This window comes from Protofrankia sp. CiP1_Cm_nod1 (genome assembly GCF_920888515.1).
Lineage (GTDB): Bacteria > Actinomycetota > Actinomycetes > Frankiales > Frankiaceae > Protofrankia.
The window spans coordinates 1-4,323 of record NZ_CAKKTM010000294.1 but is presented as its reverse complement, the minus strand read 5'-3'; the positions used below and the strand labels follow the sequence as shown (position 1 = coordinate 4,323).

2 protein-coding genes and 2 pseudogenes are annotated in these 4,323 nt (G+C 73.4%); 1 reads left to right on the top strand and 3 read right to left on the bottom strand.

Annotated elements, in window-relative coordinates; translation table 11 throughout:
* Nucleotides 1-1,668: pseudogene (locus NBX02_RS13270) on the top strand (hypothetical protein); the annotation flags it as partial.
* A 177-nt stretch (nucleotides 1,669-1,845) separates the two neighbouring features.
* Here NBX02_RS13270 and NBX02_RS13265 read toward each other — a convergent pair.
* The 3 genes and pseudogenes from NBX02_RS13265 to NBX02_RS23170 form a co-directional block, all read right to left on the bottom strand.
* Entirely contained in the window at nucleotides 1,846-2,238 is a 393-nt protein-coding gene (locus NBX02_RS13265) for a type II toxin-antitoxin system VapC family toxin (protein ID WP_250291566.1), read from the bottom strand.
* Nucleotides 2,235-2,477: a type II toxin-antitoxin system Phd/YefM family antitoxin gene (locus NBX02_RS13260; protein ID WP_250291565.1), complete on the bottom strand. Its 243-nt coding sequence runs from the start codon at nucleotides 2,475-2,477 to the stop codon at nucleotides 2,235-2,237. The genes NBX02_RS13265 and NBX02_RS13260 overlap by 4 nt, the downstream gene beginning before the upstream one ends.
* Before the next feature lie 245 nt (nucleotides 2,478-2,722).
* Nucleotides 2,723-4,323, bottom strand: a pseudogene (locus tag NBX02_RS23170) (hypothetical protein); the annotation flags it as partial.

Here is a 4,323-nt window from a genome sequence, read left to right as displayed (position 1 = left end):
TCGGCGGCCTCGGCGGACGATGGTCGTGGGTCGGTGCCGGCGGCCGGGCTCCGGCCGGTGAGCGTTGTCGAGGTTGTGCGGACGGCCGGGCTCCACCCGGTGGCGGCCGGCCCGTCCACCGAGGCGGTGGTGCTGGTGGCGGGCTCGCGGGCCGGCGGGGTCGTCCAACGTGCTCTGGAGCTGGGGCTGGACGTGCGGTACCGGCCGGTCCGGCTCGTCCCGCTGTTCGACGAAGCCGCGCAGCCCACCGCTGCCACGGGTGCGGGGTCTGTCGGCTCGGGGCCTGTCGGCTCGGGGTCTGGCCAGCCGCCGGGCGAGCTCGGGCGGAGCGCTCCGGCCTCGGGATCTGCCAGCTCGGGGCCTGGCGCCGTCGTCGAGCCGTCATGGTCCGCCGCCGGTGGCGGGCGAGGGACGGGAGAGAGCGTCGCCGGGGCATCATGGTCCGCCGCCAACGGCGGGCGGAGGGCGGGAAGGGCCGTCACCGGGGCGTCCCATGGCGGACGAGTTGCCATCGAATTACGACTGTCCGTGACAGGCTCCAGAACCTCCTGGGTGTACGGGCAGAGCTCCAGGGTGCCTGCGTCGGCGTCGGGGGAGCCGTTGCCCGCGTCGTTGCTGACTGCGCTCGATCATGACCCGTTCGTGCTGGTCTGCCGGGTGACCGGCGACGCGCTGCTGGTCCAGCACGCCATGGCGTCCGCGCTGCCCGACCCGCTGCTCGCCGACCTGGTGGACGCCGGCACGTGGGTGCTGGCCGACGCCTCCTTCGGCTGCTGGCGGCTGGCCGGTCTCGGTGAGCCCACGGACGCGGCCACGCTCGTCCGGCTCGCCGACGACTACCCGCTGGAGGCTCCGGACCCGGTCGCATCGGCGGTGGCCGGCACGTCACCAGCGGCGGGCAGCGCGTCGTTGCGGCTGGAGGGGCGGGCGGTCGCGATCGTCCCGGCCCGTACCAGCGAGGCCGACGCCGAAGCGGCGCTGCTCGACGACGACGATCTCACGGCCGTCCCGTTGCTGCTGGAAGGGCATCCGCTCGCCGAGACCGCGTTCGTCGTCCGCGGCCGGGACAGGCATCTGCTGCTGGCCCCCGGCGGCCTGCTCGAACGGCTGCCGGTCGGTGAGCCGCTGTACCGCCTCGGGCCCGGCCCGCTGTTCCTGCCGGTCGGCTACCGGACGCGCCCGCGGCTGCCCCCGAGCGCCCGCCGGGCCCTGTTCGGCGCCGGGGACGACGTCGCCGTGGTGGCGCTGCCGGACCGGGCCGTCGCCTTCGACCTGCGCACCCGCCACCCGGTGTGGACGCTGTGGGCCGGCCCCGGCCCGCAGCTGGACCTCCAGCTCCCCCCGGAGATCGAAGCGGCGCTGGCGGACGTCGACGCGCAGGCCACCCCACGCCCACCGGAGCCCGAGCCCGAGCCGGCACCGCAACCACCCGCCGGTGGCCTGCAACGCGCCCGCGAGCTGTGGAAGAAACTGCGCAGCCGCGCACCGGAGGCCCCCTCAGCACCGCGTACCTGGCTGAACGACGCCCTCGACGCCGAATTCGCGGACGACTGGGCCCGCGCCGCGGAGCTCCACGAACGCCACGGCGACCCGCTGCGCGCCGCCCACCTCTACGAACGCGCCGCCCGCCGTAACGGAACCCGCACCTCCCACAGAGACTCCCCGTGACCAACGGCCGCCTTGCGGCCCTCCCACACCGGAACGAGTGCTCAAGTGGCTGTTAGAGCAACCACTTGAGCACTCGTTATCGTGATCGCTTTTCTTTCCCGAGCACGTGGCTGAGGGTCGGTACCTCGGATGCCTTCGGCATCGCCCCAAATGGGGGTAAGCCGGGCGGCTTACGGGTCAGGCTGGGAGGGTTTTCACCTCGTAGGCCGACAGCCGGCCGTCCGCGGTGATCAACGGGACGTCCAGTGCCTGTGCCTGCGCTACCAGGAGCCGGTCGAAGGGATCCCGGTGATGGTCCGGCAGCGCCGCCACCCGCAGCACGTGGTCGTGCTCGATCGCGAGCGGGGTCACGCCCGTGCGCCGTATCCGGTCCGGCACGTAGCTGCGCGGCGGTTCGGGGAGGGCCAGTTTGCCCAGCCGGTATTTGATCGAGATCTCCCAGCCGCTGGCGGCCGACAGCAGGATCTCGTTGGCGGTGTCGGCCAGCAGGTCACGGGTGTCCGCGCGCAGGCGCCGCGGCTCGGCGAGCGACCAGAGCCATGCCTGCGTGTCGATCAGATAGCGGCTCACCGGTAGAAGCTGTCCTCGATGTCGTCGGGCAGCGGGGCGTCGAAGTCGTCGGGGACGGTGAACCGCCCCTCGTCGACGCCGATCTCGCGCATGCTCCGGGGGGCGAACGGGATGATCTTGGCTACCGGCTTGCCGCTGCGCAGGATGTCGACCTCCTGACCTGCCGCCACGGCGCGCAGCAGTTCGGACAGCCGGGTCTTCGCCTCGTGCACGCCGACCTGGATAGTGGGCTTAGCCATGAACTTAGTCTATCTCCGGGCTGGCGCAACGGAGCAACCGGCAGAGCGGCACCACGCAGTGGCGCAGAGCGGCACCGCGCAGTGGCGGGGTGCGCTGCCGGCCCTTCCGGACGGTGATGTCTTCCACGGTCATGTGGAGGAAGCGCGCCGCCGTCCCGTGGATACCTCCAGCCGTAGGTGAAAAACGTCATGGCAGCAGCGTTTTCCACCTACGGGTTCCGCGACCGTAGGTGGAAAACGTTGTGTCAGTAGCGGTTTCCACCTACGGCTGCCCGGGTTGTGGGAGCGAGGAGGGCGTGGATGGCGGCGGCGAGGGTGACCGGGTCGGGGTGGGGTGGGAGGTGGTGGTGGTAGCGACCGTCGGGGCCGCGGCTGTGGTGGGGACGGTGCTGGTCGGGGCTGTCGTGGCGGGTGCCGCTGGCTCGGCGGGGGTTGCTGGTCTGGTTGTGGCTGGTTCGGCGGGTGCCACCGGTTCGGCCGCTGGTTCGGTTGCTGGTTCGGTTGCTGGTCTGGCCGGGGTGGGTGGGGGGTTCGTCGCCGGGGGTGTGGGTGGTCAGCAGGCGCAGGTGGGGGCCGAGCGGGAGGGGGTGGTCGGTGGGGAGGTGGTGGTGGGTGAGCAGGACGGTGGTGGGCTGGGGGGTGTGTTCCGCGGTGCGTAGGGCGGTGGGCAGGTCGGGGGGGTGCAGGGTGCGGCTGGTCCAGATGGCGGCGAGGTCGGCCGGGCTGGTGAGCGGGAGCGCGAGGGTGGGCTGGTCGAGGGTGATCAGGGTGGGGTGGGTGCCGGTGTGCCAGAGGGTGGTGGTCAGGAGGTGGGCGGTCAGCCGGAGGAGGGTTTCGATGGGTCCGTAGGTGGGGGGGCTGGTGTCGAGGATGATCGTGACCGGGTGGGGTGGGGATGGTGGGGTGGTGGTGTGGTGGCGGTAGAGGAGGTCGCCGCGGGCGAGGTGGAGGGTGAACAGGTCGTCGGGCAGGGCGTGTTGGGAGGGCAGGAGCTGGTGGGGGGTGCCGTGGTGGGTCAGGCCGGTGGTGGCGGGGGTGTGCCGGCTGATGGCGGCCTGCCCCCGGCTGTCCGAGGTGGTGAGCAGGGTGGTGGTGGCGGTCAGGAGGGTGTGGTGGTGGCTGGGTAGGGGTGGCATGGCGGGGGCGCGGTGGCGCAGGCGTAGCGGGAGGGTGGGGTCGGTGGCGACGGCGGTGGGGCCGATGAGGGTGAGCAGGGCGGTCAGTCGGGGGGTGATGCTGGTGGCGGTGGTGGTGAGCTGGTCGAGGTGGCGGGGGTCGAGGGCGGCTGCCGGGGGCTGGGCGAGGTGGCGGGGGTCGAGGGGGCCGGCCGGCGGCTGGGCGGGGCTGTGTAGGGCGGGGCTGTGTAGGGCGGTGGTCAGGGTGTGGTGCCGGCTGGTGGGGGTGCTGCCGGCTGGGGGGGTGTAGCGGGGGTCGGGGGGGAGGCCGGCGGCGAGGAGGGCGGCGAGGCCGATGCGGGCGGCTGGCGGCCAGGCCAGGGCGCGTAGCCGGTGGATGCCGGGGTGGGTGGCCAGGGTGCGCAGCCGTGGGTTGTACAGCTCCGGGCTGTCTCCGTCGGGTGGATGCCCTGGGGTGTCTCTGTGTGTGGGAGGTGCCGGCTGGTGGGTGGTGGGAGCGGTGTTGGTGAGGGCGGGTGTTGTGGTGGGGCTGCCGGTGAGGGTGACCAGGTCCGCGAGCAGGGACAGCGGGGGCCACAGCCCGCCGGCGCCGAGCAGGACCAGCCCGGCTGCCGCGGTCCGCAGTGGCGCTTCGGCCGGGTCGAGCCGCGCGGGCACACCCGGTTGTGGCGGCGGCACGCCCACCGCCCATACCCGCACCGTCCCGTCCC

Bases quoted from the DNA above. Each gene is read 5' to 3' on its own strand.
- NBX02_RS13260 (WP_250291565.1), bottom strand. From the start codon at position 2,477: ATGGCTAAGCCCACTATCCAGGTCGGCGTGCACGAGGCGAAGACCCGG.